Raw genomic sequence first — 26,879 nt, 5'->3', positions numbered from 1 at the left:
ACCCCGGGCTTGACAGCACCCTTCCGTCGCCCGGAGTATCACTCCCGTGAACCTGTCAGACAGCCGGACAGCCAGTCAGCCGCCACGGCGTATCAGCGCCATGGAAGCGGTGCTGGCACACCTCCGCGGCGCCATCGAGCGCGGCGAGTACGCCATTGGGGACAAGCTCCCCTCCGAGGCGGAGCTCTGCCGCACCCTGGAGATCAGCCGGCCGGTGCTGCGCGAGGCCCTGCGGGCGTTGCAGACGATGGGCCTGACCGTCTCCAAGACCGGCAAGGGCACCTTCGTCGTCGCCAACACCGTCGAGGACCCCACCTTCGGCGACTACGCGGCCAGTGACCTCCTCGAGGTGCGCCGCCATGTCGAGATCCCGGTCGCCGGGTACGCGGCGGCTCGCCGCACCCCGGAGAACCTGGATCATCTGGCCCACCTTCTCGACCGCATGGAGCGGGAGACGGACACCACCGCGTGGGTCGCGATGGACACGCTCTTCCACCTCGCCGTCGCCGAGGCCGCCCAGAACCCGGTGTTCCGCCGGGTGATCGAGGAGATCCGCGACGCACTGGCCCGTCAGTCGGCGTTCCTCAACGAACTGGGCGGCCGGCGCGAGCAGTCCAACCGCGAGCACCGGGCGATCGTCGAGGCGCTGATCGACGGCAGCGAGCAGGACGCGGTCGACGCCATGACCCACCACCTCGACCGGGTCGAGACGACCCTCACCGACATCGTGCGCTCCGCGCGCACGGACACCCCCACGGAAGGCGGACCCGAGGCGTGAGCGAGCAGTCCCTGCACGACGGCGTGCAGAAACGTTCCGGCCATGTCGATGCCGGAGACGAGGGCTACAGCAAGTCCCTCAAGTCCCGGCACGTCAACATGATCGCCATCGGTGGCGCCATCGGCACCGGCCTCTTCCTGGGCGCAGGCGGCCGCCTCGCCGAAGCCGGCCCCTCGCTCTTCATCGCCTACGCGGTCTGCGGAATCTTCGCCTTCCTCGTCGTCAGGGCCCTCGGCGAACTCGTCCTGTACCGGCCGTCGTCCGGCGCCTTCGTGTCGTACGCCCGGGAATTCATGGGCGAGAAGGGCGCGTACACGGCGGGCTGGATGTACTTCCTCAACTGGGCCACGACCGGCATCGCCGACATCACGGCGGTGGCCACGTACACGCACTACTGGGGCATGTTCTCCGACATCCCTCAATGGTTGATCGCATTGATCGCCCTGGCGGTCGTGCTGACCGTCAATCTGATCTCGGTCAAGATCTTCGGTGAGCTGGAGTTCTGGTTCGCGATCGTCAAGGTCGGCGCACTGGTGATCTTCATGTGCATCGGGATCTTCCTGCTGGTCACCCAGCACCCCGTCGACGGTGCGACCCCCGGCCCGTCCCTGATCACCGACCACGGCGGCGTCTTCCCCAACGGCATGCTGCCCATGCTGCTGATCATCCAGGGCGTCGTCTTCGCCTACGCCTCCGTCGAACTGGTCGGCGTCACCGCGGGGGAGACCGAGAACCCCGAGAAGATCATGCCGAAGGCGATCAACTCGATCATGTGGCGTGTGGGCCTGTTCTACGTCGGCTCGGTCGTCCTGCTGTCGATGCTGCTGCCGTGGAACAAGTACAGCGGCGGCGAGAGCCCCTTCGTGACCGTGCTGTCCAACATCGGCGTCCCGGCGGCGGGCGGCGTGATGAACCTCGTCGTCGTCACCGCGGCCATGTCCTCGCTCAACTCCGGCCTGTACTCCACCGGCCGCATCCTGCGCTCCATGGCCATGAACGGCTCCGCGCCCAAGTTCACCTCCGTGATGAGCCGCAGCCAGGTCCCGTACGGCGGAATCCTGCTCACCAGCGGTATCTGTGTCCTCGGCGTGGGCCTCAACTTCGTCGTCCCCGCCGACGCGTTCGAGATCGTCCTCAACTTCGCGGCGATCGGCATCCTCGCGACCTGGGGCATGATCATGATCTGTCACCTGCTCTTCTGGCAGAAGACCCAGAAGGGCGAGCTCACCCGCCCCGGCTACCGACTGCCGGGCTCCCCCTGGACCGAACTCGTGACGCTGGCCTTCCTCGCCTCCGTTCTGGTCCTCATGTACGCCGACGGCGGCGCCGGACGCACCACCGTGCTGTGCCTGCCGCTGATCGCCGCAGCGCTGGTCGCGGGTTGGTACGCCATCCGCGGCCGTACGGCGCGCAAGTCCCCTACCGGAGCCGACGCGTGAACCGCGTAGCGGCCGAACCGAACCAGGCAGTGATGTACAGCAGTTCGCTCGTGGACGCACCCCTGATCCGCGCACCCCTCCACGCCCCCGTCGCCCACCTCATACGCGGCGGGGTGATCGAAGGCATCCACTACGGCTCCGTCGTCGTCCTCGGCACCGGCGGCCAGGTCCAGTTCCAGCTCGGTGACATCGAGGCGGCTTTCTATCCGCGCTCGGCGCTCAAGCCCGTCCAGGCCACCGCCATGGTGCGCGTCGGGCTGCCGCTCGACGGAGAGCTGCTGTCGCTCACCGCGGCCAGCCACTCCGGAGAGGAACGCCACCTCGCCGGGACCCGGCGGATCCTGGAGCTGGCCGGCGTCTCCGAGGACGACCTCCGCAATGTCCCGGACCTGCCGTTCGACCCGGTCGTCCGGGACTCCTGGGTGAGGGAGGGCCGCCTGCCGTCCCGGCTCGCCCAGAACTGCTCCGGCAAGCACGCGGCGATGCTGTATGCCTGCCGGCTCAACGGGTGGCCCTTGGACGGCTACCTCGATCCTGCGCACCCCCTTCAGCAGGTCATCGCGGAGATCGTCGAGGATCTCACCGGGCAGCGGATCGCTCAGGTGACCGTTGACGGGTGTGGGGCGCCGCTGTTCTCCGTGTCGCTCCATGGGCTGGCTCGGGCCACCGCGCGGATCACGACCGCGGTGGCCGGCACTCCTGAGGCTCGGGTCGCCGACGCGATGCGTGAGCATGCGGAGATGGCCTCCGGCTCGGGGCGGGATGTGGCCGCGTTGATGCGGGCCGTGCCGGGGCTGCTTGCGAAGGACGGGTTCGAGGGGGTGCAGGTTGCGGCACTTCCTGATGGGCGGGCCGTCGCTGTGAAGATCGCGGATGGTGCTGATCGGGCGCGGGTGCCGGTTGCGGCGGCGGCGCTTGCGTGGGCCGGGGTTGATCCGGGGCTGCTCACTGAGTTTCAGGGTGAGGCGCTGCTGGGGGGTGGGCGGGCGGTCGGGTGTGTGCGGCCTGTTCGGTCGCTGGAGCCGGTTGTTGTTTCGGCTTGCGCCTAGGGATGTGCGCGGTTTCTTGTTTGGCGGCTGCGGGCCCGATGTGGCTGGTCGCGCAGTTCCCCGCGCCCCTGAAGGGGCGCTCACCCTCACCCCCTGAGAAGGAGACCCTTCCCTCATGACCGCCGTCACCCGCCGTGAGCACGATCTGCTCGGAGACCGTGATGTCCCCGTCGATGCGTACTGGGGCATCCACACTCTGCGTGCCACGGAGAACTTTCCCATTACCGGTACGGCGATTTCCGCCTATCCGCATCTGATTGACGCGCTCGCTGCGGTGAAGGAGGCCGCTGCTCTCGCGAATGAGGAGCTTGGGCTGCTGGAGCCGAAGAAGGCTGCTGCGATTGTGGAGGCTTGTCGGGAGATCCGGGACGGCAAGTTGCATGACCAGTTCGTGGTCGATGTGGTGCAGGGCGGTGCCGGTACGTCGACCAATATGAATGCCAACGAGGTCGTGGCGAACAGGGCGTTGGAGCTGCTCGGGTATGCGAAGGGGCAGTACGAGTACCTGCATCCCAACGAGGACGTCAACCTCGGGCAGTCGACCAATGACGTCTACCCGACCGCGGTCAAGGTCGCGACGGTGTTCGCGGTGCATGGGTTGCTCAAGGCGATGTCTGTATTGCAGGACGCCTTCGCCCGCAAGGCTGTCGAGTTCCGCGATGTGCTCAAGATGGGCCGTACACAGTTGCAGGACGCGGTGCCCATGACGCTGGGCCAGGAGTTCTCCGCGTATGCCGTCATGATTGACGAGGACCGCAGCCGTCTTGACGAGGCTGTCGAGTTGATTCATGAGATCAACCTGGGTGCCACGGCCATCGGCACCGGCCTCAACGCGCCCGCCGGATACGCCGAGTCGGCGCGGCGCCACCTCGCGGACATCACCGGGCTGCCGCTCGTCACCGCGGCCAACCTGGTCGAAGCCACCCAGGACTGCGGCGCGTTCGTCCAGATGTCCGGTGTGCTGAAGCGGATCGCCGTGAAGCTCTCCAAGAGCTGCAACGACCTCAGGCTGCTGTCGTCGGGCCCGCGCGCGGGACTGGGCGAGATCAACCTGCCGCCGGTGCAGGCCGGTTCGAGCATCATGCCCGGCAAGGTCAACCCGGTGATCCCCGAGGTCGTCAACCAGGTCGCCTTCGAGGTGATCGGCAACGACATCACCATCACCATGGCCGCGGAAGCTGGACAGCTCCAGCTCAACGCCTTCGAGCCGATCATCCTGCACTCGCTGTCCGAGAGCATCACGCACCTGCGGGCCGCCTGCCTGACCCTCGCCGAACGGTGCGTGTCCGGCATCACCGCCAACACCGAGGCGCTGCGCGCGAGCGTGGAGAACTCCATCGGCCTCGTCACCGCCCTCAACCCGCACATCGGGTACACGGCCGCCACCGACATCGCCAAGGAAGCCCTCGCCACCGGACGCGGAGTCGCCGAACTCGTCCTGGAGAAGGGGCTGTTGCCCGCCGAGCGACTGACCGACCTGCTGCGGCCGGAGGTCGTCGCGGGCAGCGGCTCACCTCTCGTCTGACCTGCACAGGCACACCAGGACCGGTCCGGAGGCACAATAGTGATCATGACGTCCCCGACCTTCGCACCGGTCCTGGAACGCATCGCCGACGAGATCCGGCGGCTGCCCGGACGCGGCCGGCCCGCCGACTACATCCCCGCGCTCGCGGCCTGCGACCCGCGCAGCTTCGGCATGGCGGTCGCGGAGCCGGACGGCACCGTGTACGGCGTGGGGGAGTGGCGGCAGCCGTTCTCCACGCAGTCCATCACCAAGGTCTTCACCCTCGCCCTCGTTCTCGCCCGCGTGGGGGACACGCTCTGGGAGCACGTGGGCCGGGAGCCCTCCGGCAACCCCTTCAACTCCCTTGTGCAGCTGGAGTACGAGAACGGCATCCCGCGCAACCCGTTCATCAACGCGGGCGCGCTGGTCGTCACCGACCGCCTGCACACCCGTACCGGCGACGCGGCCGTCGAACTGCTCACGTTCCTGCGCGCCGAGAGCGGCAACCCCGACCTGACCTTCGACAAGGACGTCGCCGCCTCCGAAAGCGCCCACGGCGACCGCAACGCCGCCCTCGCCCATTTCATGGCGTCCTACGGCAACATCTCCACCCCCGTACCGGCCCTCCTCGACCAGTACTTCCGCCAGTGCTCCATCAGCGCCTCCTGCGCCGACCTCGCCCTGGCCACGACCTTCCTCGCCCGCCACGGCATCCGCGCCGACGGCACCCGCCTCCTCACCAACAGCCAGGCCAAACAGGTCAACGCGGTGATGCTGACCTGCGGCACCTATGACGCGGCGGGCGAGTTCGCCTACCGAGTGGGCCTCCCCGGGAAGAGCGGTGTGGGCGGCGGCATCATCGCCGTGGTGCCGGGCCGTTGCGTGTTGTGCGTGTGGAGCCCGGGACTGGACGAGCGAGGCAACTCGGTGGCGGGCGTGGCGGCGTTGGAGCGTTTCACGACACTGACGGGACTGTCAGTGTTCTGAGAGGGGTTTGTGCACCGCCGGGACCTGCGACAATCACACACCGGTAACACTTCGGCCCCCACTTGGTGGGGGGCTCGTCGCTTTCCGGCCACTCGACGTTGACACGCTTTCCGAGTGTTGGCCATGGCTTTCCCCGTCGATCTCCGTCGCTGCCAGGCTCTCGGTCTGGCGGGTACCGCTTTTCTCGCACTGGGAGGTGAGACGGCGGGAGCCCTGCCGGTCCGCGAGCTGATCGCGCCCTCGTCCGCGCATGCGGCCCTGGGCCTGGTCGGCGTGTACTTCGGCATCATTTTGCTGATAGCCGCCTGGGCCCTGCTCGGACGGCTGATCCGCAGCGCCGAACCGCCGTCCCCGCGGGCCATGTTGCTCGTCCTCGCCGTCTGGGCGGCGCCGCTGCTGCTCGCGCCGCCGCTGTTCAGCCGGGACGTCTACAGCTATCTCGCACAAGGGGCGATGGTCGACGCCCACATGGACGTCTACGCGCACGGCCCTGCCCGGCTCGGCGGTCCGCTCGCGGACGAGGTGTCGCCGCTGTGGCAGCAGACCGGCGCTCCGTACGGTCCGGTGTTCCTCGCCGTCGCTTCCGCGCTCTCCGGCATCACCCGGGGCGAGATCCCGGCGGGGCTGTTCGGGATGCGGCTGGTCGCGCTGCTCGGCGTCGCGTTGATGGCGGCGGCGCTGCCCCGGCTGGCCCGGCACAGCGGCGCCGACCCGGCGGCCGCGCTCTGGCTGGGCGCCCTCAATCCGCTGGTGCTGCTGCACCTGGTGGCCGGCGCCCACAACGACGCCATCATGCTCGGCCTGCTCGGTGTGGGACTGGTCGCGGCCCTCGGCCGGTGGCCGGTGCTGGGCGCGATCCTGGTCACGCTCGCCGCGCTGGTCAAGGCGCCCGCCGTGCTCGGGCTCGCCGCGGTCGTGGCCCTGCAGATCCGCGCTGGCCGCAGTCCGGTGCGGTCGGTGCTCACGACGGGAGCCGCCGCGGCCGTGACCACGGTCGTGGCAACCACCCTGGCCGGAACGGGATACGGCTGGATAGGAGCCCTGAAAACCCCTGTGTCCCCGCAGAACTGGGCGCTCACCAGCCTGCTCGGCCGCGCCACCGGCACCGTACTCACCGAGGTGGGCCTCGGCGACCTGGCTCCGCTCGCTGTGCCGGCCTGGCATGTGCTCGGCCTGGCGGCCACCGCCGTGGCCATCGCCGCCATATGGCTGCGCCGCCCACGCTTCAGCCCGGTCTACGCACTCGGCCTCAGCTTCGCCGTGGTCGTGGTCCTCGGCCCGGCGATCCGGCCCTGGTACGCCCTGTGGGGGCTGTTCCTCCTCGCCGCGGCGGCGCCCAGCGCCTCGGTGCGGCACCGGCTGGCGGCCGTGACTGGAGTGGTCGCGTTGCTCGCGATGCCGAACGGACTCCCGGCAGGCGCCGAGGAACTGATTCTGGCCGTCTCCGGCGGCGTGCTCGCCGTCGTCGTCCTCTGGCAGGCCCATCAGGCGGCCCAGGCACCCTTGCGGGAGAGCACCGTATGAGACTGCCCCGCACGGACCGCGGGCGCGCGCTGCTCGTGGCCGCCATCGCCGTCGTCGTCATCGTCTTCACCGCGACGGTTCCGCTGCTGCGCGACTGGTTCGACCTGCGCGTCTACTACGGGGCCGTCGACACGTGGGTCCACCACGGCGGCCGTATCTACGACTACCGGGTGCCCGGGACGACGTACGGCTTCACGTATCCGCCGTTCGCGGCCGTCGCCATGCTGCCGATGGCGCTGCTCGGGCTGCACGCCGCGATCGCCGTGGCGCTGCTGCTCAACCTGGGGGCGCTCGCGGTCGTCGTGCGCATCCTGGCCGGACGGTCGTGGCGGAAGTACGGCTGGTACGGCTGCGCGCTCGGCGCCTGTGCCCTCGCGCTGTTCGAGCCGCTGCGTGACACCTTCAGCTTCGGCCAGGTGAACCTACTGCTGCTGGCCCTGGTCCTGTTCGACTCCTGGCTGCTGGCCACGGGGCGGGGACGGTGGGCGGGGGTGGGGATCGGCCTCGCGGCGGCGATCAAGCTGACTCCGGCGCTGTTCATCCTTCTGCTGCTGCTGGCCCGCCGCTGGCGTGCTGCCGCCGTCGCGTCGGTCGTCGCCGTCGCGGCGACCGGGCTCGCCGGGCTGGTGGCGCCGGAGGCCTCACGGTTCTACTGGACCGACGCGATGTGGGACACGACCCGGATCGGCCGCCTCGACTATGTGTCGAACCAGTCGGTGCAGGGGATCCTGGCCCGGCTCGGTGAGACGGACCGCGCGGTGTGGGCCGCCGTGGTCGTGGTGCTCCTGGGCGTGTGGGCGGTTCGGGCGCGTCGCGCGGTCGCCGTCGGGGACTGGGCGGCGGCGTTCGCCCTCACCGGGCTGACCGCGTGCCTGATCAGCCCGATCACGTGGGTGCACCATCTCGTGTGGCTGCTGCCCGCGTTCGCCGTGCTGGTCCGTGCCCGGCAGCCGCGGCTCGCGGCCGGTCTGTACGCGGTGCTGTGCACCAGCGTGGTGTGGCTGTGGTTCGACGACGCCTCCGGCATCGACGGATTCCTCGGCAGCAACACGTACGCCTGGATCACGCTCGGCCTGCTGCTGTGGCTGCCGGTCGGTCAGTCCCGCGTGAGCCGGATGCCCATCCGCCGCACCACCAGCACCACCACGGCGGTGCCCAGCACGGCCGCACCCGCGATCACGCCCGTGGCCGCCCAGTCGGGCTCGGTGTCCGGGGCGGCCGTGGCGACCACGGGCACGGCTTCCGGTTCCGGAGCCGGTCTCGGCCTGGCCCGCAACGCGTCCAGCGACCCCACCGGATCGACCCGCCCGGCGGCGTCGAACCCCCAGTCGAGCAGCGACCGCGCTTCCTCGTAGACGGCGTGCCGGCCGCCCTCCTGAGGGTTCATCACCGTGACGACGAGGGTCCGCTCGCCGCGGCGGGCGGCGGCGACGAGGGTGTAGCCGGCGTTGCTGGTGTAGCCGTTCTTGATGCCGATCAGACCGGGGTAGGGGTCCACGCCGTCGGCGCCGGTCAGCAGCCGGTTGGTGTTGTGGATGTCGTACGACCAGCCGCCTCCACCCGGGAACGCGGCCACGGCCGTGGCGCAGTACCGGGCGAAGTCCCGGTGGCCCAGGCCCGCACGGCCGAACACCGCCAGGTCGTACGCCGACGACACCTGGCCCGGGGCGTCGTAGCCGTCCGGCGACAGGACGCGCGTGTCCCGGGCGCCCAGGGCGCGGGCCTTGGCCTGCATCCGGTGGGCGGTGGCGTGCCAGCCGCCGCTGAGCCGGGCCAGGACGTGCACGGCGTCGTTGCCGGAGTTCAGGAAGACGCCGTTCCACAGGTCGGCGACCCGGTAGGTGCGGCCCTCGGCGACCCCGACCAGGCTGCTTCCGGGGCCGAGGTACGACAGGTCCTCCGCGTCGACCCGGTGGCGGACGCGGCCGGGCAGCACGGGCAGCACGGTGAGTGCGAACAGGGTCTTGAGCGTGCTGGCGGGCGGCAGTTTCCGGTGCGCGTCGTGCGCGGCGAGCACCTCGCCGGTGCGTGCGTCGGCGACCACCCAGGACAGCGCGGAGACCTCCGGGAGTTCGGGGGTGCGGGGGTGCGGACGGACCTGTGTGCCGGAGCGGTACAGCAGGGCGGGCTGCGGTGTGGCCGGTCGGGGTCCGGGCGCGTCCGGGTCCATGCCGGCGGGGTGGGCGGCGGTGCCGGCGGGGGCGAGGGCCAGCAGGCCCGCCGTACAGAGCACGCAGGTCGACACGACGGCACGGGACCTAAATCCGATAGTCATACCGGAAACCTAGGAACGTCACCGCGCTGAGCTGCGCTGACCGGGCCGAGCGCCGCCTGTTGGCACCCGGATGCCGCACACGCGGGGATCAGGAGGCGGGCAACGTCGGCTGGATCCGGCGCAGGAAGGTCGCGTTGTCCGGCGTGTCGCGCATCCTCTCCAGGAGCGTCTCCAGGCCGGCCTGTCCGTCGCGGCTCTGCAGGACCCGCCGCAGCCCGCGTACGGCCGTCAACTCTGCCTGGGGTAGCAGGAGTTCCTCGCGGCGGGTGCCGGAGGGGTTGATCTCGACGGCCGGGAACACGCGGCGCGCGGCGAGCTCGCGGCTGAGCCGGAGCTCCATGTTGCCGGTGCTCTTCAGCTCCTCGAAGAAGAAGTCGTCGGCACGCGAGCCGGTTTCCACCAGCGCCGTGGCGAGGATCGTGAGCGAACCGCCCTCCTCGGCCATCCGGGCGGCGCCGAAGAACCGCTTCGGCCCGGTCAGCGCGCTCGCGTCGACGCCGCCGCTGAGGGTGCGGCCACCGGCGGCGGCCGCGTTGTTGTGCGCCCGGCACAGCCGGGTGAGGGAGTCGAAGAGGATGACGACGTCCTCGCCGGCCTCGACGAGCCGCTTGGCCCGCTCGATCACCAGCTCGGCGAGCGCGATGTGCTGCTTGGGCCCCTGGTCGAACGTGGAGGCGTACACGTCGCCGTCCACGGAGCGCCGCATGTCGGTGACCTCCTCCGGCCGCTCGTCGATCAGCACGACCATCAGCCGGCACTCGGGGTGGTTGCCGGCGACGGCGGCCGCGATCTGCTGGAGGAGGACGGTCTTGCCGGTCTTGGGCGGCGCCACGATGAGCCCGCGCTGGCCCTTGCCGACCGGTGCGATCAGGTCGGCGACGCGCCCGGTCAGTCCGGCCGCCCGGTGTTCGAGGCGGAGCCGCTCACGCGGATGCAGCGGCGTGAGGTCACGGAAGTGACGGCGGCCGCGCAGCTCCTCGGCGGGGCGGCCATTGATCCGTACGACCTCGGTCAGCGCACGCTGTGTGCCGCGTACGCCGTCCACGAGGTCGCCCTTGCGCAGGCCGTGCCGGCGGATCAGCGCGGCGGGGACCTGAAGGTCGGACGGGGAGGGCAGGCAGCTCGCGGCGCGCAGGTGGCCCTTTCCGCCCGCGTCGATGTCGAGGACGCCGGTGGCGGCCCGGGCCGGGAGTTCCTGCTGAAGGGGAGGGTTTTCGAGTGTGGTGGTCATGGAGGTTGGTCCTTTCAAGGACGGAAGGTGCATGAGACATGCGGAAGGAAGGGGGAGAGAAGCCGCGAGCCGGAGGGCGTACGACGCGCCTCGGGGCGGCAGGGAACACATCACCTCAGGTACGGCAGACGAACGCTGCTGCGAGGTGGCGTCAGGAAGCCGTTGCTCCGACCCTGGAAAGGGTGGGCTGTTCGGCGAACTGGAGAGAAGAACTGGCACCGGCGCCGATCACACGGCGAACACGAGTACTGACGGCAGCGTACCACCCGGTGCGCTGCCGCGTCTGTGAGATGAGACTCAGCGGGCGGCCAGCAGGCCGTACAGCAGCGGGATACGCGGCTCGGGCAGCCGCCACCAGCCGGACGGCGTACGCACCATCCGCGGCCAGCGCTGCCAGGGCAGCTCGTCGCTCTCCCGCAGCCGCCGGACGGCCAGTCCCGCACCGGTCAACGCGTTGAGGACCTCGTCCATTCCGTGCATCCACTCATAACTGTCCGTGGCGCCTTCGACGGCCGGACCGTCCGTGTAGGTGTGCGTCGCGTCCCGGTGCACGGGGCCGCCCCCGCCCAGATAGTCATGGCGCAGCAGCAGCTCGGGACCCTCGCCCGGAGCGGGCTTGGGCCCCAGGGAGTTGAGCAGCGGGTGGAACTCGACCACGTACAACAGGCCGCCGGGCCGCAGGAGTTGGGCGACGACATCCGCCCAGCGAGCCAGATCCGGCAGGTAGCACAGCGCGCCCTTGCCGGTGTAGACGACGTCGAACTGCCGTCCCTCCAGGGCGGATACGGCGTCGTACACATTCGCCTGTACGTAGGTGACGTCGACGCCCGCCTTCTCCGCGATGCCGTTCGCCGCCGCCACCGACGCGTCCGAGAAGTCGAGGCCGACGGCTCGTGCGCCGCGCCGCGCGAAGGCGAGTGTCTCGGTGCCGAGGTGGCACTGGAGGTGGAGGACGTCGCGGCCCGACAGCTCGCCGAGGTCCTCCCACTCGAACTCGGCGAACCAGCGGTCGGGATCGAGGTCCTGGTCGAGGCCGTAGAACCGGCTGGCGAGGTGGACGGGGGTACGGGCGTCCCAGTTGGCCTGGTTGGCCCGCATCAGCCGTGTGTACTCGTCGGTGGTCATGGGGCCATCCAACCGGTGCCCCGGCTTCTTCGCGTGAAAAACGACAGACGTGTGTCGATTCCGCCGTGGCCCGTTCGTCGGTGGGGTGTAGGAAGCTCATGAGCACCGGGAGGAACCCATGAAATACATGTTGCTCGTCTGCGGCGACGACACCGCCGACGCCTCCGGCATGGCCCCCGTGGAACCCTGGGTGGAGGAACTCGGCGACCGAGGTACCCGCCTCCACGGCCACCGCCTCGCCCTGCCCGCCGAGGCCGTCACCGTGCGGGTGCGTGGCGGCGAAGTGCTGCGCACCGACGGGCCGTTCGCGGAGACGAAGGAGTACGTCGCCGGATACGACATCCTCGAGTGCGACAGCCTGGAGGAGGCGATCGAGGCGGCGTCCAGGCACCCCGTGGCCACCATCGGTGCCATGGAGGTGCGTCCCTTCTGGCCGATGTCGGATGCGGAGGACGCGGAGAAGTCGATCCGCCGGCTCGACGCGGAACTGACCGAAGCGGTCCGCGCACGGGACATCGCGCGGATGCTCGCCTGCTACGCCCCGGACATCGAGGCGTTCCACCCCATGGCCGGTCTGGAGCAGTGGGGGATCGACGCCTTCCGCAAGGCCCAGGAGTGGTGGCTGTCGACCGTGACCGGGCCCGTGGAGCGCGAGGTGCTGGAGTTCCGGGTCCGCGTGGATGAGAGCGTCGCGTTTAGTCACGCGCTCGTGCGGATGCGGGCCACCCTGACCACGGGGGAGCCGCTGGACAGCACCGTGCGGGTGACCACCGGCTACCGGCTACCGGCCGACCGGTGGCTCATCGTCCACCAGCACACCTCTGCCCCGTTCGACGCCGGAATCGAGGAGGCCCGGTCATGAAGTACGTGCTCTTCATCTGCACCCCTGTCGACGGCGAGGAACTCAGCCCCGAGGAGATCTCCGACGACTCCCGCTTCACCGAGTACATCGACCTGGTGCGCAGCCGCGACATCGTGAAGGGCGGCGCCCGTCTGCGTCCCTCTTCCGACGCGACGACCGTCCGCGTGCAGGGCGACGAAGTCCTGCTCACCGACGGGCCGTTCGTGGAGTCGAAGGAGTACGTCGCCGGCTTCGACATCATCGAGGTCGCCGATCTCGACGAGGCCATCGCGCTCGCCTCCCGGCATCCGGCGGCACTGGGCGGCGGCTCGGTCGAGGTACGGCCGGTCTGGGAGTGAACTCCACGGACGGCGTCGAGGAGGCGGTCGCCGCCGCCTTCCGCGAGGAATGGGGTCAGGTCGTCGCCACCCTCATCCGGGTGACCGGCGACTGGGACCTCGCCGAGGAGTGCGCGCAGGACGCTTTCGCCCAGGCCCTCGACCGGTGGCGGCGCGACGGAGTGCCGCGCCGCCCCGGCGCCTGGCTGACGACGACCGCGCGCAACCGGGCCCTGGACGTCCTGCGCCGGGAGGCAGTGGGGGCGGCGAAGCTGCGGGAGGCGGCCGTGCTGACACGGGATGGACACGACGAGTACGACGAGAGCGGCGTCGAGGACGACCGGCTCCGGCTGATCTTCACCTGCTGCCACCCCGCCCTCCCCATCGAGGCCCGGGTCGCCCTGACCCTGCGCACCCTCGCCGGGCTGACCACGCCCGAGATCGCCCGCGCCTTCCTCGTCCCCGAGGCGACGATGGCGCAGCGCCTGGTGCGCGCCAAACGGAAGATCCGCAACGCCGGCATCCCCTACCGCGTACCGCCCGCGCACCTCCTCCCCGAACGCACCACGGGCGTGCTCGGCGTGCTCTACCTCCTCTTCAACGAGGGGTACGCCGCCTCGTCCGGCGCCGATCTGATGCGCACGAACCTCACCACCGAGGCCCTCCGCCTCACCCGTCTGCTCGCCCGGCTCATGCCCGACGAGCCCGAGGTGCTCGGCCTGCTGGCGCTGCTGCTCCTGCACGACGCCCGCCGGGCGACCCGCGTGAACACGGCGGGCGAACTGGTGACGCTGGAGGACCAGGACCGCACGGAGTGGGACCGCGCCGAGATCGACGAGGGCACCGGCCTGCTGGAGACCGCCCTGCGCCGAGGCAACCCCGGCCCCTACCAGATCCAGGCCGCCATCGCCGCCTGCCACACCACCGCGGCCACGGCCGAGGAGACCGACTGGGCCGACATCGCCGCGCTGTACGGGGAGCTGACCCGGTTCGTGCCCTCCGCCGTCGTCCGGCTCAACCGCGCGGTCGCCGTCGGTATGGCGCAGGGCCCGGACGCGGGCCTGGCGCTGGTGGCGGAGCTGGAGACCGAGGGCGAGCTGTCCGGCTACCACCTGCTGCCCGCCACCCGTGCGGATCTGCTGCGCCGCAGCGGTCGTACGGCCGAGGCGGCAGCGGCGTACGAACAGGCGCTGGAACTGGTCGTGAACGACGCCGAGCGGCGGTTCCTCGAAAAGCGGCTCGCGGAGTGTCGATCCGCGTAGGGGCGGTTCGTCGGAGTGCGCCTGGGAGGCTGATGCCGGTCGCCTGCCGGCCGAGAAGCATCACGCTCGGCATCTCTGAATCCTCGCGGCGACGGGAGCGCCGTCCAGGAGGACACTGTGAGTGGGATGTCGGCGCTGGCAAGGGGGTGTCGACCGATGGTGAGGACACGGCGTCCGACGGTGCGGATGTGGCGGTGGCGGCGCAATCCGCTCCGGCGGCGTATCGATGTGGTCGAGGCCTGGCTCGTGCTCGGCGCGTGGATCCTGGCGGTCGTCTGCGCGGTGCCGGTGGGGCTGGTGACCCAGTCCGCCGTGCGGGACGACCTGGACCGGCAGCGGGTGGAGCGGCAGCAGGTCACGGCCGTCCTCGTCGCGGACGCGGGGGACAGGCCGACCGTGACCGAGACCGACGGTGATCTGGTGTGGGCCGACGCCCGCTGGACCGCGCCGGACGGTCAGAGCCGCACGGGCCTGACCAAGGTACGGCCCGACACCCCCGCCGGGTCCCGGGTCACCGTCTGGACCGACCAGGCCGGAGCCCTGGCGGCCGAACCCGTGTCGCCCGGTGAGGCAAGACTCCAGTCGGCGCTGGCGGGCGTCCTGGCCGGGGCGGTTGCGGGCGCGGTCGTGATCGGCGGTTCCTATGGGGTGCGGGCGGTGCTCGACCGGCGGAGGATGGCGCAATGGGATGCCGAGTGGGAGCGCGTCGACACCCGGCGGGGCGGCAGGACGGGCTGAGGCGGGTCCGTCGGGCTCGACCGTGTGGCCGGGGGCGTCGCGCACTCGTGTGCCATGTGGCCGCCGGCCCGTTCGCCTAAGCTGACGCGAATGTTCAGCCCCGAAGGCCCCAGTCTCCGCGAACTCGCCATCCAGGCGCTGTCGTCCGTCGAGCGCGGATACGACCTGCTCGCCCCGAAATTCGATCACACCCCCTTCCGGACCCCGGATTCGGTGCTCGACGCGGTCGCGGTTGCGCTGAACCGGATCGGTCCGTTCGACGCCGGGCTCGACCTGTGCTGCGGTACCGGAGCGGGCGTCGACGTGCTGGCGCGGGTGTGCCGGGAGAGCGCCACCGGGGTCGACTTCAGCGCCGGGATGCTCGCCGTGGCGCGGGAGCGGACGCGGGGGGAGGGGCCGCGGGCGGAGGGGCCGCGGGTCGACTGGGTGCGGGCGGACGCTCGCGCCCTGCCCTTCGCCCCCGCCTTCGATCTTGTCGTGAGCTTCGGGGCGTTCGGGCACTTCCTCCCCAGTGAGCTGCCCGGACTGTTCGCCCAGGTTCACTCCGTGCTGCGGCCTGGCGGCCGCTTCGTCTTCCCGGTGGTCGCGCCGCCGCGTCCCACTTCCCCCGCCTACTGGATGCTGCTGGGTTTCGACGCAGCGATGCGGGTGCGCAACGCCGTGTGGCGGCCGCCGTTCGTCATGTACTACCGCGCCTTCCGGCTCGGGGACGTACGGCGGGAGCTGGGGGATGCGGGATTCGACGTCGATCTGCACGCGCTGCCGGAGTTCGGGGAGCGGTCGGACGGCAGCCCGCGCGTGCGGATGGTCGTGGCGCACCGCCGGGCGATCTGAGTCGGTTGGATTTTCCAATCCGCCTACGATCTCTCGCCCCCGCCGCGCGTCACACCTCCGGCCCCTCGCTCGCGCCCCCCAGCGCCAGCCTCAGCGCGGCGCCCGGCTCCAGCTCCTGGCCCGCGCGCACCGCGTCGGTGAAGCGGGCGTCGCCGAGGGTCGCGCGCAGGCGGCGCTCGTACTCGCGGTGGAAGACGGTGGTGTCGGGGCTGCCCAGCTGCGGCAGACCGGCGGTGTGCCAGAGGCGTCGGCTGATGCCGAGGAGGTGGGCGGCGAGTTCGTCCTCGCCGCGGGAGGCCTGAGCGGCGACCAGGAGGTCTGCCACCGCTGCGGCGCCGAGCCGGTCGTGCACGCGCCACTTGGCGGCCAGTGCCTCGCGGGCGGAGCCCACCGCCTCGTCCGCATGGCCGAGACCGATTCCGGCCAGCGAGACGAAGAAGTCGCCCCAGGCCCGCATCCACAGTTCGCCCCGCTTGGCGCAGTCCTGGCGCAGCCGCTCGCCGACCGTCGCACACCGCTCGAACGCGGCCTGTCCGGCCAGGAGATACGCCTGCAGGGCCAGCGTCAGCAGCTGGAAGAACTCGGCGCCGCCGTCACCCGCGGGCGCCCGCCCGGCGCTCCCGTACAGCACCGCGGAGCGAGCCGACTCGCCCCGCACGGCCAGGCTCGCGCCGGTCAACGGCAGGGCGGGCACGGGCAGTCGGCGTTCCTCCGCGAGCCACACATAGGCGGCGCTCACCGACTCGGCGGCCTCCAGATCGTCCGGGACGACGGTGACCAGCCGGTGCGCCCAGACCGCGAGGGTGTGCTCGGGTCCGCCGTCGGCGGGAGTGCGGCTCAGCGCCCGCTCCAGGTAGGCGCGTCCCTCCTCGGTGAAACCGCAGGCGAACCAGAAGTACCAGAGGGTGCCCGCCAGTTCGAGCGCCGTCTCGGGTTCGGGTGCGGCCAGGCACTCCTCCATCGCCAGCCGCACGTTCCCGTGCTCGGTGCTCAGCCGCTCGGCCCACATCCGCTGACCGGGGCCGAGCCACTCCGCCTCGCCCTGGCGGGCGATCCAGCGGTAGTAGTCCCGGTGGCGCCGCCGAAGCGACTCCTCCTCACCGAGTTCCGCGAGCCACTCGGCGCCGAACGAACGGACCGTGTCCAGCATGCGGTAGCGCACCGCCGCCCCGTCGCCCTCCCGGGTCAGGATGGACTTCTCGGTGAGCGAGGCCAGCAGTGCGAGGATCTCCTCGGCGTCCAGCGGGCCGCCGTGGCACACGAATTCGGCGGCCTCGACGTCCCAGCCGCCCGCGAACACCGACAGCCGCGCCCACAGTAGCCGTTCCAGCGGCGTGCACAGCTCGTGGCTCCAGCCGATGGCCGTGCGCAGCGTCTGGTGCCGGGCCAGGCGCGGCCGCGCGGGGGAGACCAGCAGGTCGAAGCGGGAGTCGAGACCCTCCAGGAGCCGGTCGAGCGGGAATCCGCGCAGGCGTACGGCGGCGATCTCCAGGGCCAGCGGAATCCCGTCCAGGCGGGCACAGATCGCGGCCACGTGCGGCCGGTTGGCCTCGGTGAGCGCGAATGAGGACACGGCCGCCGCCGCGCGCGCCGTGAACAGCGCCACCGCGTCGTCGTGTTCACCCAGCGGCAGCGGAGCCACCGTGAGCAGTCGCTCTCCCGGCACGCTCAGCGGCTGCCGGCTGGTGGCCAGCACCCGCAACTGCGCGACACGTGCGAGGAGTTCCTGCACGACACGGGCGCACTCGTCCAGCACATGCTCGCAGGTGTCCGGCCCGAGGGCCTGTGGGACCTCGACGAGGTGATCCGCCGCGAGGCACGCCGCGCCGTCGGCGACGGCTTCCTCGCCTTGCGCGTGGGCACCGAGATCCTGCGCGCCCAGGTCGGCCAGGGGCTCAAGACGCTGCACGACAGCGAGTTGCTGCTGGACCCCGTGTTCGCCTCGCTGCCGGTGCTCGGCATCTGCCAGTACGACCGCCGGGTCTTCGACGAGGCCGAACTCGCCCCGATCGCCGGACTGCACCACGGCCGGGTCGGCGCCGACGAGGTGTGGCACGACGACCTCCTGTCCATCACCCGCACCTTCGTTCCCCCTGGCCTCGCCCTCGTCGGTGAGATCGACGACTCGAACGTCACCGCCGTCGCCCGAGCCCTGCACGCCGAACGGACCCGCGCCCTGGCCCGCACCGCGCACGGCGCCCGCGCCCGGCTCGACCTCGGCGGCGTGCACTTCATCGACGTGGGTGCCCTGCGCCTGCTGGTGTTCTGCGCCCTCGACCTGTCCGCGGCCGGCGGCACCCTCGAACTGTCCGGCGTCGCCCCGCACATCCGCCGGGTGATGCGGGTGGCCGGCTGGGACCGCGTCCCCGGCCTGCGCATCGAACCCCAAGGAGAGCCGCCATGACTCGCACGGGCTTCGTGCACCAGGCGCTGTGCTACGGCTCCGACCAGGAATTTTTCACCGGCACCGCCGACTTCCTCCGCGACGGCCTCGACGCCGGAGACGTCGTCCTGGCTGTACTGAGCGGGCATCACATCGCCCTGCTGACCGAGGAACTCGGCAGTAAGGCCAGGGACGTCGAGTTCGCCGACTCCCGTGACTGGTACGACTACCCCTCCCGCACCCTGGGCCGCTACCACGCCTACTGCCGCCGACAGGACACGGGCCGGCGCGTCCGGGTCGTCGGCGAACCCGTCTGGACGGGCCGTACCGAGTTCGAGACGCGGGAATGGATGCGCTACGAGTCCCTCGTGAACGTCGCCTTCGCCGCATCCGACCACTGGCTCCTGTGCCCGTACGACACCCGCACCCTCACGGCGAGCGTCCTGGCCACGGCACGACGGACCCATCCCGAACTCGCCCTGGGCGCCCGTTCCTCCGAGCCCAGCGGCGACTACGCGGACCCGGCGGACTTCTCCGCGCAGGTCACCGCAGAGCGCAGCCCGGACCCGTTGCCCGCCGGACCGGACGACATCCGCTTCTGCCGGGGCCGTTCGGCGGCCGTCCGCCGTGCCCTCGCCGGGTACGCCCGCCGCCACGGCATGTCCGCGCAACGGACGTACGACATGGTGGCGGCGGTGCACGAGGCCGTGGTCAACGCGGTGCGCTACGGCGGTGGGCAGGGCGTGGTCCGGCTGCGCAGCGACCCTGAGCACCTCGTCTGCGAGATCCGCGACGCCGGCGCTCACGCGTCGGTGCCCCGCCCCGGGTTCCCCGGCCACCTGCCGCCCGACGCGCGCGCCGCAAGCGGCCACGGTCTGTGGCTGATACGGCAGTTGAGCGACCTGGTCGCCGAGGACCTGGACCCGGCGGGCTCCGTGCTCCGGCTGTACTTCCGGCGCTCCGGGGCGGTTCAGCCCGCCGCGGGCAGCGTGAACTCGTAGACGAGGGCGTCCTGGTGGGCGTCCACGACGAGGTCGGTGATCTCCAGTGGCCGGGCGTACTGGTCGCACACCTGCCGCGTGACCCGGACCGAGGGTGTGTCGGGGAGGCGGGTGATGGAGTCCCGGTGGTGCAGGGTGAGTCCCGCCTGGCGCATCCAGTCGTAGACCCGCCTCAGCTGGGCCGCGGCGGCGCCGTCGGCCCGGTCGCGGTAGCGCCCCAGTTCCTCCACCTCGGTGAGGGCCACGGCGGAGAACGACGTCACGGCCGTACGACGTCCGTGGCCGTCGGCGGTGGCGGACTCGTAGCGGTGGACGAGCGTCGGCCGGTGCGGGGCGAGCCCCAGGGCCGTGGCGTGTTCCGGCGGGGGAGCCTCCCAGGTGACGGTGGCCCGGCCGACGGCGGCCGGATCGGTGGTCCGGGCGCCGACCGGGAAGGCGAGCGAGGGCGGCCTCCCGACCGGCGGGCCGGGCAGCGCCGCATGGCTGCCCCGGCGGTCGGTGGCGACCAGGCCGCCCCGGCGGAGCACCTCCAGCGCCTGCCGTACGGTCTCCCTGCTGACGCCGAAGTGACCGGCCAACTGCCGCTCCCCGGGGAGCCGTTCGCCGGGCGGGATGGTGCCGTCGCGCAGCTCGCCGAGCAACTCCGTCGCGATGCGCCAGTAGAGGGGCTGTCCTTCGGTGAGTGGATGGTCATGGTGGGTGGTGCGGGCCATGCCGCGCCTCCTGTGTGGTGACATACCGTAGCCGTGCGGGCTCGTTGCGCCACCACATCTAGCATTGGTCTAAACCAGCAGGGAAGGGGTGCCCGCCGGTTCGGCCGAAACCCGCTCGCTCCGACGCCGTCTCACAACACGCTGTACAGGGCGTCGATCAGGGCCATCTTCCGTGGGTCGTCGGCTATATGGGGCCCCATCCGGTTCATCACATAGCCCAGCGCCACCCCCGCCTCGGGGTCGGCGAGACCGCAGGAGCCGCCGAAGCCGTCATGTCCGAAAGCCCGCGGGTTCGGCCCGTACGAGCCGTTCGGCCCACTGAGCCACAGACCGAGCCCGATCTCGGTCTCCTGCTCGAACCCTGCGCCGAGCACCAGATCCCGGCACCTGCCCTGCCCCTCGCGGACCCGCTCGGCCGCCTCGGGGGACAGGACGCGGTGGCCGTCGTGCGCGCCCCGGCCCGCGAAGATCCCGTACAGCGTGGCGACCGCGCGTGCGGTGCCGTGGCCGTTCACGGCGGGGAGTTCCGCGGCCCGCCACGCGGGCGTGTTGGCCTCGGCCGCGCCGACCAGGGGATTGGCCAGCGAGGCGAGCGCCTCCGGCTTCAACTGGCTGAAGATCGCGGCCTGTTCACTGCTCGACGCGGCCGGCGGATGCACCAGCTCGGCCACCCGGCCCGCCTCCTTCTCCGGCAGCCCGACGGTGAAGTCGATGCCGAGCGGCCCGGTCACCTCCCGCTCCAGGAACGCGCCGGGCAGCAGACCCGAGACGCGCCGCACCACCTCGCCCACCAGGAAGCCGTACGTCATCGCGTGATACCCGGACCGGGTCCCCGGCTCCCACCAGGGCTCGGTCGCCGCCAGCCGCCCGACGGTGAACTCCCAGTCGTACAACTGCTCCAGCGAGTGCGGCTCACGCAGACCGGACAGACCGGCGCGGTGCGACAGCAGATGCCGTACGAGAACCTTGTCCTTGCCGGCCGCCGCGAACTCGGGCCAGTACGCGGCCACCGGTGCGTCCAGGTCGAGCAGCCCGCGGTCGGCGAGTATGTGCGCGCACAACGCCACCGGGCCCTTGGTCGTCGACCACACGTTGACCAACGTGTCGCGTTCCCACGCGCGCGTGCGGCCCGCGTCGGCCCAGCCGCCCCACAGGTCCACCACGGCCCGGCCGTGCACCGTGACGGCGACCGCGGCACCCAGCTCGCCCCGGTCCCGGAAGTTCTCCTCGAATGCCGTACGCACCGCCGTGAAGGGGGCGTCGCAGTGGCCGTGGACCTGTGGCTCGTGCTCGGGCATGGCTCCTCCGTGGTTCGGACGTCGAGCCCGGGCCGCGACGCTGCGACCCGGGCCCGACGAACGTACCGACTGGTCGGACCGGAGAGAAGAGGTCAGGCGTACGACCGCAGCCAGGTCAGCTGCGCCGCCTGCTGGTAGGGCCCGCCGCCCTCGTGGTCGTTGAAGTCGTACACCTCGATCGTCTTGTCCTCGTGCGCCCAGGCGTTGAAGGCCGCGAAGACGGTGGACGGCGGGCACGTCTGGTCCTCGAGGGCCGCCGAGAAGAGGGCGGGAGCGCTGCCCCGGGGCGCGAAGTGCACGGCGTCGAAGTAGGAGAGCGTGCGCAGGACGTCGGCGCCGCGGCCGCGGTGAGTCTTGAGGTAGTTGCCGATCTCGCGGTACGGGTTGCGGTCCGTGATGGTCGTCGCGCGCGGGAAGTCGCAGAGGAACGGCACGTCCGGCGCCACCGCGACGAGGTCCGGGACCAGCCCGCCGACGGCGAGCGTGATGCCGCCGCCCTGGCTGGCGCCCACCGCGACCGTGTGCGCCGGGTCGGTCAGCGGGTGCGCACGGGCCGCCTCCACGGCACGCACGCCGTCCGTGAACACCCGGCGGTAGTAGTAGTTCTCGGGCGTGTCGATGCCGCGCGTCATGAACCCCGGGTAGGCGGGTCCGCCCGCCACCGGGTCCGCGGTGCCCCCGCCGGCGCCCCATGCGCTGCCCTGCCCGCGGGTGTCCATCACGAAGTGCGCCCGGCCCGTGGACGCCCACAGCAGATGCTCGTGCGGCAGACCGCGTCCGCCGCCGTAGCCCACGAACTCCACGACCACCGGCACCGGCGCGTCGGCTGCCGCGGGCACCGTCAGCCAGCCCTTCACCGGGTGACCGCCGAACCCGGCGAACGTCACGTCGTACACCCGCACCGTCGTCAGCCCCGTGTCGACCGGCTCGAAGCGGGCGTCCAGATCGTGCTCGCGCGTCTCCTGCAGGGTCTTCGACCAGAACGCGTCGAAGTCCTCGGGCTCTACGGAGGCGCTGCGATAGGCGCGGAGCTCCTCCAGGGAGAGGTCGAACAGGGCCATGGACAACCACCTTTGCGAAGAGGGCGTGCGAGTGATCACACCGTACGGGGGTGGTCGGACGACTGACCAGATCGAGTATGTGTCGGAGCGACGGGCGTAGCGATCAGGCCCAGCGACGTGTCCACTCCGGTTCCGTACGGGCCCACTCGCGTTCCCACTCGGCCAGCCGGTGGTGCATGGCCACGTGGCGTACGACCCCATGTGCGAGGAGCACCACGCCGACCGCGCCGCCTGTGGCGCACAGGCCCATGGCGAGCGTGTGCTGCCACACCGCGAAGCCGTCCGGTGGCGGCGCGACGCTGCGGCCCCGGGAGTCGAACCACACGTGGACCGTCTGACCCGGCCGGGTGCCCGGCGGCACGAGCGCCCTGGCCGTGCGCTCGCCCTGGCCCGGCTCCGTCCAGCGCACGGTCACCCGGCGCGTGTGCGTCCGGCCGCCCTGCGCCGTCGGCAACGAGCCGGAGGCGGCGCCGACCACCTCGGCCCGCACCTGGCGGCGCTCGGCACGCTGGGCCGCCGCCGTGTCCCGCGCCTCGCCGTGCGCCCACCATGCCGCGGCGGCCCCGGCCAGCGGTGCGCCCACGAGCAGCAGGACGGCGATGACCACCACCGTCCACGCCTCCACGATGTCCGACCGGCGCCGCAGCGGGCTGGGCCGCCAGCGCCAGCCGCGCACCCGCGTTCGCATGTCGACCTCCTCGCCGTCACGCCTACGAGTGCCCACATCGACCGACCTAAGCGGGCCGACCCGGCCGCCGGCCGCGGAGATCGAAGCCGGTCAGCCGAAGCGCTCGATCCGGATGCGGTCGACCGGCTGGCCCGCCGCGACAAGCAGCCGTGAGGCGTGCTCGGCGAACGCGTTGGAGCCGCACACATAGGCCTCCCACCCACCGGGAGGCCGGTCGGCCAGGAGCGGGGCCACATGTGCGGCCGCCATACGACCCACGGGCACGCCGTGTGGCGCACTCCGCGTGAACACGGGCGTCGTCTCGGCGCCGTACTCCCGCCCGTAGATCAGCTCCTCGGGACTGCGCGCGGACACCAGCAGCCGCAGCGGCACGGACAGGCTCCGCGCCCGGTGGTGCCGCACCATCGACATCAGCGGTACGACGCCGGACCCCGCGCCGATCAGCAGGGCGGGCCGGTCGCCGGGCCAGGCGAAGAAGCCGCTGACCGGCCCGCGCACCTCGAGCCGGTCACCGGGCCGGGCCACGGTGTGGAACCAGCCCGAGACCTCGCCGCCCTCGACGTGATCGAGGGTCAGCTCGATATGCCCGGAGTCGTCGGGCGCGGACGCGAGGGAGTAGTGGCGCTGGGCCGCGTAGCCGTCCCCGGCGGTGAGCCGCAGCATCAGGTGCTGGCCGGGCAGATGCCCCGGCCAGTCGGGCACGGCGAGCCGGAAGGTGGCGGTGTGCGGGGTCTCCCGGCGGATCTCGGTGATCGTGGCGGTCTGCCACAGGGTGGCGGCCTGGTCGCTCACGGCGATCCGCCCGGGCACGGCGAAGCGCGTCGGGGGAGTGAAGGTCTCAGTCACCGGAGTACCGCTGCTCCTCCCAGGGGTTGCCGCGGGCGTGGTAGCCGTTCTGCTCCCAGAAGCCCGGCTCGTCGTGGTCGAGGAGCCGGATGCCCGCGATCCACTTGGCGCTCTTCCAGAAGTACAGATGCGGCACCAGCAGGCGTGCCGGACCACCGTGCTCGGGCGCGAGGGGCTGACCGTCGTACTCCCAGGCGATCCAGGCCCGTCCGCCGGTCAGGTCCGCGAGCGGCAGGTTCGTGGTGTAGCCGGTGTGCGAGTAGGCGACGGCATGTGTGGCGGCCACATGTGGGCGCACCACACTCAGGAAGGCGTCCAGGGAGACGCCGCCGAAGCGCACGCCGAACTTCGACCAGCTCGTCACACAGTGGATGTCACCCTCGTACGCCGAGGCCGGCAGCTCGTGCGCCTGCTCCCAGTTCCAGGTGCGGGGCTCCTCCACCAGGCCGTCGACACGGAAGGTCCAGTCGGCGGGCGCCAGTTCGGGAGTGACCTCCGCGGACAGGACGGGCCAGTCGTCGCCCGCGTCGTACTGGCCGGGCGGGAGCCCCGGGTTGTCGACGCGCGGGCGTCCGGTGAAGCCTCGGGTGACATTCATGCGGGTGCTGCCTCCAGGCCGCCGTGCGTACGTGCGTGACGGCCCGTGGATCGGACGTGACGGGTGCTTACGCAGTCCACCGTACGTGGCCTGCGGACCTGCCCGGTCAGCGGTCCTCGGCACCCACCCCGGTCCACCCGTTGTACCGCACGAGATACGCGGCGAACCGCTCCAGATCCTCCGTCGGCCAGTCCGCGAGGCGTTCCCGGAAGGCCGTCCGGCGGCTCTCGGTGACCTGGGCGAGGATGTTCCGGCCGGCGTCCGTCAGGTGCAGTACCTGCACGCGGTGGTCCGCCGGGGCGAGGCGGCGCTCGATGAGTTCGGTCCGCTCGAGCGCGGCGACCTGGCGGCTGACGGTGGACTTGTCGAGGGCGTAGTGCGCGGCCAGGTCGGTGGCGCGGCAGCCGCCGCTCTCCTCCAGCTGCCCCAGCAGGGTGTACGAGACCAGCGACAACTCGGGGTGCATACGGCCCGCCGAGGCCCGTGCGCGGCGGGCGAAGGCGGTCATCTCGCGCTGGATGGTCTCCACGGCCGTGGCCGCACCGGGCCCGTCGGCGCGGCCAACCGGCTCATCGGTCACGTCGGCTGCGTTCACGGAACCTCCCTCGCCCTGCTGGTTGCATAGTACAACTTAGCGGCATGTCAGCAGCAGGGTGACAACCACTCGCCCGATCCGGGTAATGTTGCCGTCCGGCCGCGGAGTGTCCCGGCCGTGACAGCCCGAGGAGGTGAGACCCATTACCGCTGTGTCAGCTCGGGTGCTCGCCCCTCGAACCGGCGCGGATCGCCGACGCTAGGTGACCGCGAGAGCGCCCTTCGGCTCCCGAAAGGCTCTCGGCATTCATGCCACCTCTTTCTTCCCTGTCCTCGTACGACGCCGTCGCCGCCGCCCTGCGCGCCGCGGGCTGCGTCTTCGCCGAGGACGAGGCCCAGTTGATCCTGGGCGCAGCCCACGACACCGACGAACTGGCCGCCATGGTGCGCCGCCGCGCGGACGGCCTGCCCCTTGAACTCGTCCTCGGCTGGGCGGAGTTCCGCGGACTGCGCATCACGGTCGAACCCGGCGTCTTCGTACCCCGCCGCCGTACCGAATTCCTCGTCGAACAGGCCCTCGCCCAGGCGCCGGACGCCTCCGTCGTCGTCGATCTGTGCTGCGGGTCCGGCGCGGTCGGCGCAGCCCTTGCCGCCGCGCTCGGGCAAGTCGACCTGCACGCCGCCGACATCGACCCGGCGGCCGTGCGCTGCGCCCGCCGCAACATCGCCCCCCTCGGCGGACACGTGCACACGGGCGACCTGTTCGAGGCGCTCCCAGGTGAACTGCGGGGCCGCGTCGACATCCTCGCGGCCAATGTGCCGTACGTCCCCACCGGCGAGGTCGGCCTGCTGCCCGCCGAGGCCCGCGACCACGAGCCGCTGGTCGCGCTCGACGGCGGCGCGGACGGACTGGACGTCCTGCGCCGCGTCGCCGCCGATGCGCCCCGATGGCTCGCGCCGGGCGGCTGTCTGCTGGTCGAGACGAGCGAAGCCCAGGCACCGGCGGCCGTCGACGCCTTCGCCGACGGCGGTCTGACGGCCCGTCTGGCCGTGTCGGAGGAGTGGTACGCGAATGTCGTGATCGGCACTCTCTGACGCGAGGTCAGGTCGTGGCGCCGCTCTTCGAGGGCTCGGGGTCCTTTCCGTCACGGTGGCCGGGGAACTTGAAGTGCCAGTCGCGGGGCCCCCAGCCCCTCGTCGCCGCCTTTGTCGTCCCGACTGCCGGAGATGACACGGGCGGCGGTGCGGGTGTTGTCGTCGGAACGGGTACCGGCCAGGTGCGCCGCCTCGCCTTCCTTCAGCTCATCGGCGCCCGAGTCGGACGAGCCGTCGTGCCAGACCCTGGTGTCCTCGTCGACCGTCCAAGTCCACTCGGCCCCGTCCTCGCTCTTGACCGTGACCTGGTCGCCGTCCACCTTCTCGATGGTGCCCCGCTGCCAGATGCGGACGACCCAGTCGCCGGTGTCGCGGTCCTTGACGGTCGCCTCACCGTGCGCGGCCTCGCCGCCGAGGCCGAACCCCATGCCGGGTCCGCGCCAGGGGCGGCGGTCGTCGGGCGAGGAGGACTCCGAGGCGGTTCCGCCGGCGGCGGGCGTGGCGCCTTCGCCGGAACCCGACGCGGTGGCGGCGTAGGCGACCGTGCCGCCGAGGGCCAGGACGACGACCGTCGCCGCCGCGGTCACGGCGCGGGCCCGTCCGGACCGGCGCTGCCACCGCGCGCGCAGCGCCGCTCCCGGCGGGGTCCGCTCCGGCTCGGGGCCGCCCGGCCCCATGAGGACTTCCCAGTCCGGTCCGCGCTGCGCGGTGGGTTCCTGGTCCGGATTCTGCGTCAC

26 protein-coding genes and 1 pseudogene are annotated in these 26,879 nt (G+C 71.7%); 15 read left to right on the top strand and 12 right to left on the bottom strand.

The window, feature by feature from the left end; translation table 11 throughout:
* Positions 1-100 precede the first annotated feature (100 nt).
* The 7 genes from KCH48_RS31065 to KCH48_RS42505 all read left to right on the top strand — a co-directional run bounded on the left by KCH48_RS31065 (position 101) and on the right by KCH48_RS42505 (position 8,636).
* Positions 101-778, top strand: coding sequence for a FadR/GntR family transcriptional regulator (locus tag KCH48_RS31065; protein ID WP_210578755.1), 678 nt, complete (start codon positions 101-103; stop codon positions 776-778).
* Positions 775-2,217, top strand: a complete 1,443-nt coding sequence (locus tag KCH48_RS31060) for an amino acid permease (protein ID WP_210578495.1) — start codon at positions 775-777, stop codon at positions 2,215-2,217. The genes KCH48_RS31065 and KCH48_RS31060 overlap by 4 nt, the downstream gene beginning before the upstream one ends.
* 32 nt (positions 2,218-2,249) lie before the next feature.
* Complete coding sequence (locus tag KCH48_RS31055) at positions 2,250-3,266, top strand: asparaginase (RefSeq protein WP_210578745.1); 1,017 nt, start codon at positions 2,250-2,252, stop codon at positions 3,264-3,266.
* A 115-nt stretch (positions 3,267-3,381) separates the two neighbouring features.
* The gene (aspA, locus tag KCH48_RS31050) at positions 3,382-4,791 is read left to right on the top strand and encodes an aspartate ammonia-lyase (RefSeq protein WP_210578493.1); all 1,410 of its coding nucleotides are present in this window, start codon (positions 3,382-3,384) and stop codon (positions 4,789-4,791) included.
* Positions 4,792-4,836: 45 nt separating this feature from the next.
* Positions 4,837-5,757: a glutaminase gene (locus KCH48_RS31045; RefSeq protein ID WP_210578486.1), complete on the top strand. Its 921-nt coding sequence runs from the start codon at positions 4,837-4,839 to the stop codon at positions 5,755-5,757.
* Between the two features lie 123 nt (positions 5,758-5,880).
* Positions 5,881-7,281 carry a polyprenol phosphomannose-dependent alpha 1,6 mannosyltransferase MptB gene (gene mptB / locus KCH48_RS31040; RefSeq protein ID WP_210578484.1) on the top strand — a complete coding sequence of 467 codons (1,401 nt, stop codon included), beginning with the start codon at positions 5,881-5,883 and terminating at the stop codon, positions 7,279-7,281.
* Positions 7,278-8,636 (top strand): glycosyltransferase 87 family protein, encoded by a 1,359-nt coding sequence (locus tag KCH48_RS42505; RefSeq protein WP_246886139.1) that lies wholly within the window; start codon positions 7,278-7,280, stop codon positions 8,634-8,636. Before mptB ends, KCH48_RS42505 begins: the two co-directional genes overlap by 4 nt.
* A gap of 35 nt (positions 8,637-8,671) precedes the next feature.
* On the opposite strand, the pseudogene KCH48_RS42500 reads toward KCH48_RS42505, so the two are convergent.
* From KCH48_RS42500 to KCH48_RS31025, 3 genes and pseudogenes are all read right to left on the bottom strand, one after another.
* Positions 8,672-9,451 (bottom strand): annotated as a pseudogene (locus KCH48_RS42500) (D-alanyl-D-alanine carboxypeptidase family protein); the annotation flags it as partial.
* 193 nt (positions 9,452-9,644) lie between these two features.
* On the bottom strand, positions 9,645-10,787 hold the full coding sequence (gene rho, locus KCH48_RS31030) for a transcription termination factor Rho (protein ID WP_210578480.1): 1,143 nt from the start codon (positions 10,785-10,787) through the stop codon (positions 9,645-9,647).
* 297 nt (positions 10,788-11,084) lie between these two features.
* On the bottom strand, positions 11,085-11,912 hold the full coding sequence (locus KCH48_RS31025; RefSeq protein ID WP_210578478.1) for a class I SAM-dependent methyltransferase: 828 nt from the start codon (positions 11,910-11,912) through the stop codon (positions 11,085-11,087).
* Positions 11,913-12,030: 118 nt separating this feature from the next.
* Here KCH48_RS31025 and KCH48_RS31020 point away from each other — a divergent pair, with 118 nt between their 5' ends.
* The 5 genes from KCH48_RS31020 to KCH48_RS31000 all read left to right on the top strand — a co-directional run bounded on the left by KCH48_RS31020 (position 12,031) and on the right by KCH48_RS31000 (position 15,925).
* A complete protein-coding gene (locus tag KCH48_RS31020; RefSeq protein ID WP_210578475.1) occupies positions 12,031-12,774 on the top strand; it encodes a nuclear transport factor 2 family protein in 744 nt (247 codons plus the stop codon).
* Positions 12,771-13,112, top strand: coding sequence for a YciI family protein (locus KCH48_RS31015; protein WP_210578473.1), 342 nt, complete (start codon positions 12,771-12,773; stop codon positions 13,110-13,112). The genes KCH48_RS31020 and KCH48_RS31015 overlap by 4 nt, the downstream gene beginning before the upstream one ends.
* Positions 13,109-14,353, top strand: a complete 1,245-nt coding sequence (locus KCH48_RS31010; protein WP_210578471.1) for an RNA polymerase sigma factor — start codon at positions 13,109-13,111, stop codon at positions 14,351-14,353. The genes KCH48_RS31015 and KCH48_RS31010 overlap by 4 nt, the downstream gene beginning before the upstream one ends.
* Positions 14,354-14,509: 156 nt before the next feature.
* Complete coding sequence (locus KCH48_RS31005) at positions 14,510-15,091, top strand: hypothetical protein (protein ID WP_210578468.1); 582 nt, start codon at positions 14,510-14,512, stop codon at positions 15,089-15,091.
* A gap of 90 nt (positions 15,092-15,181) precedes the next feature.
* Positions 15,182-15,925: a class I SAM-dependent methyltransferase gene (locus KCH48_RS31000; RefSeq protein WP_210578466.1), complete on the top strand. Its 744-nt coding sequence runs from the start codon at positions 15,182-15,184 to the stop codon at positions 15,923-15,925.
* Positions 15,926-15,974: 49 nt separating this feature from the next.
* Here KCH48_RS31000 and KCH48_RS30995 read toward each other — a convergent pair whose 3' ends face one another.
* Complete coding sequence (locus tag KCH48_RS30995) at positions 15,975-17,681, bottom strand: hypothetical protein (protein WP_210578464.1); 1,707 nt, start codon at positions 17,679-17,681, stop codon at positions 15,975-15,977.
* Here KCH48_RS30995 and KCH48_RS30990 point away from each other — a divergent pair, their 5' ends adjacent.
* Together KCH48_RS30990 and KCH48_RS30985 are read left to right on the top strand one after the other, a co-directional pair.
* Positions 17,682-18,329, top strand: a complete 648-nt coding sequence (locus KCH48_RS30990) for an STAS domain-containing protein (protein ID WP_210578462.1) — start codon at positions 17,682-17,684, stop codon at positions 18,327-18,329.
* The gene (locus KCH48_RS30985) at positions 18,326-19,309 is read left to right on the top strand and encodes a sensor histidine kinase (RefSeq protein WP_210578460.1); all 984 of its coding nucleotides are present in this window, start codon (positions 18,326-18,328) and stop codon (positions 19,307-19,309) included. The genes KCH48_RS30990 and KCH48_RS30985 overlap by 4 nt, the downstream gene beginning before the upstream one ends.
* Here KCH48_RS30985 and KCH48_RS30980 read toward each other — a convergent pair.
* The 7 genes from KCH48_RS30980 to KCH48_RS30950 form a co-directional block, all read right to left on the bottom strand.
* A complete protein-coding gene (locus KCH48_RS30980; RefSeq protein WP_210578458.1) occupies positions 19,279-20,022 on the bottom strand; it encodes a GntR family transcriptional regulator in 744 nt (247 codons plus the stop codon). The two genes, KCH48_RS30985 and KCH48_RS30980, sit on opposite strands and share 31 nt — an antisense overlap.
* A gap of 131 nt (positions 20,023-20,153) precedes the next feature.
* Positions 20,154-21,320, bottom strand: a complete 1,167-nt coding sequence (locus KCH48_RS30975; RefSeq protein WP_210578456.1) for a serine hydrolase domain-containing protein — start codon at positions 21,318-21,320, stop codon at positions 20,154-20,156.
* A gap of 92 nt (positions 21,321-21,412) precedes the next feature.
* Complete coding sequence (locus KCH48_RS30970; protein WP_210578454.1) at positions 21,413-22,381, bottom strand: acetylxylan esterase; 969 nt, start codon at positions 22,379-22,381, stop codon at positions 21,413-21,415.
* Between the two features lie 103 nt (positions 22,382-22,484).
* The gene (locus tag KCH48_RS30965) at positions 22,485-23,069 is read right to left on the bottom strand and encodes a hypothetical protein (protein WP_210578448.1); all 585 of its coding nucleotides are present in this window, start codon (positions 23,067-23,069) and stop codon (positions 22,485-22,487) included.
* A gap of 90 nt (positions 23,070-23,159) precedes the next feature.
* A complete protein-coding gene (locus KCH48_RS30960) occupies positions 23,160-23,915 on the bottom strand; it encodes a ferredoxin reductase (protein ID WP_210578439.1) in 756 nt (251 codons plus the stop codon).
* The gene (locus tag KCH48_RS30955) at positions 23,908-24,513 is read right to left on the bottom strand and encodes a sulfite oxidase-like oxidoreductase (protein ID WP_210578437.1); all 606 of its coding nucleotides are present in this window, start codon (positions 24,511-24,513) and stop codon (positions 23,908-23,910) included. Before KCH48_RS30955 ends, KCH48_RS30960 begins: the two co-directional genes overlap by 8 nt.
* Positions 24,514-24,619: 106 nt before the next feature.
* Positions 24,620-25,021, bottom strand: a complete 402-nt coding sequence (locus KCH48_RS30950) for a MarR family winged helix-turn-helix transcriptional regulator (protein ID WP_210578743.1) — start codon at positions 25,019-25,021, stop codon at positions 24,620-24,622.
* A gap of 335 nt (positions 25,022-25,356) precedes the next feature.
* Between KCH48_RS30950 and KCH48_RS30945 the strand changes: the two genes are divergently transcribed.
* On the top strand, positions 25,357-26,142 hold the full coding sequence (locus tag KCH48_RS30945; protein ID WP_210578435.1) for a putative protein N(5)-glutamine methyltransferase: 786 nt from the start codon (positions 25,357-25,359) through the stop codon (positions 26,140-26,142).
* Between the two features lie 50 nt (positions 26,143-26,192).
* Here KCH48_RS30945 and KCH48_RS30940 read toward each other — a convergent pair whose 3' ends face one another.
* Positions 26,193-26,879 (bottom strand): DUF5666 domain-containing protein, encoded by a 687-nt coding sequence (locus tag KCH48_RS30940; RefSeq protein WP_210578427.1) that lies wholly within the window; start codon positions 26,877-26,879, stop codon positions 26,193-26,195.

It is taken from the genome of Streptomyces sp. GESEQ-4, from assembly GCF_017948455.1.
Taxonomy (GTDB): domain Bacteria; phylum Actinomycetota; class Actinomycetes; order Streptomycetales; family Streptomycetaceae; genus Streptomyces.
Note: the sequence above shows the minus strand (reverse complement) of the source record. Positions and strands in the feature narration are given on the sequence as shown.